Genomic DNA, 880 nt, shown 5'->3' with positions numbered 1-880 from the left:
CCTGTAGGGTTCCAAATGTCACGCACAGCCCCTGAACAGGCGCTTTGCAGCTTCAGGCGATCATGGCAAGCTCGGGCTGCATGGCGTTGCGCATCCTCTACCTGATCTTCGTTCGACTTCTCGGACTGCTCCTACTGCCGTCACGCTCGCAGGAGGCCAAGGATGTCGAGCTCCTCGCGCTGCGCCACGAGGTCGCGGTGCTGCGTCGGCAGCTCGGCGTCCGACCGAACCTTTCCTGGCCTTACCGCGCGGTACTCGCGGCCCTGGCCCGCCACCTACCTGGCGGGCTACGCCGACACCGCCTGGTCACCCCCCACACCCTGCTGTCCTGGCACCGCCGACTGCTGCGCTGGAAGTGGAAGCAAAAACCTGTGCGCATGGGCCGGCCGCCGATCTCCGAGGAACTCACCGCTCTCATCCTGCGCCTGGCCCGCGAAAATTCCACATGGGGTTACACCCGCATCCAGGGCGAGCTGCGACGCCTCGGCCACCGCGTCGGCGCTTCCACCATCCGCCGCATCCTGCGCAGCGCCGGGCTCGGCCCCGCACCCCGCCGCGGCCTGGGCGGCGGGCCGACCTGGCGCGAGTTCCTTCGCGCCCAGGCCTCCGGCCTGCTCGCCGCGGACTTCTTCCACGTCGACACCGTGATCTTGAAGAGGCTGTACGTGCTCTACGTCATGGAGGTCGGCACCCGCACCGTGCACATCCTCGGCGTCACCCCCCACCCCACCGCAGCCTAGGCCACCCAACTCGCCCGAAACCTCCTCGCCGACCTCGGTGACCGGACCTCCGGCTTCCGCTACCTGCTGCGCGACCGCGACAGCCGCTACACCCAGACCTTCGATGCCGTCTTCACCGCCGACGGCGTCGAGATCTTGAA

The 880-nt window shown here is 68.3% G+C and carries 1 protein-coding gene; it reads left to right on the top strand.

The features are described from left to right. Nucleotides 1–80: 80 nt before the first annotated feature. Complete coding sequence (locus VXC91_RS46155; protein ID WP_329513296.1) at nucleotides 81–740, top strand: IS3 family transposase; 660 nt, start codon at nucleotides 81–83, stop codon at nucleotides 738–740. Nucleotides 741–880: the final 140 nt, after the last annotated feature.

It is taken from the genome of Streptomyces chiangmaiensis, from assembly GCF_036281785.1.
Taxonomy (GTDB): Bacteria; Actinomycetota; Actinomycetes; order Streptomycetales; family Streptomycetaceae; genus Streptomyces; species Streptomyces chiangmaiensis.
This window is presented reverse-complemented; position numbering and strand designations above follow the sequence as displayed.

Excerpts from the sequence above, each read along its gene's own strand:
- VXC91_RS46155 (WP_329513296.1), top strand. The coding sequence starts at position 81 with ATGGCGTTGCGCATCCTCTACCTGATCTTCGTTCGACTTCTCGGACTG.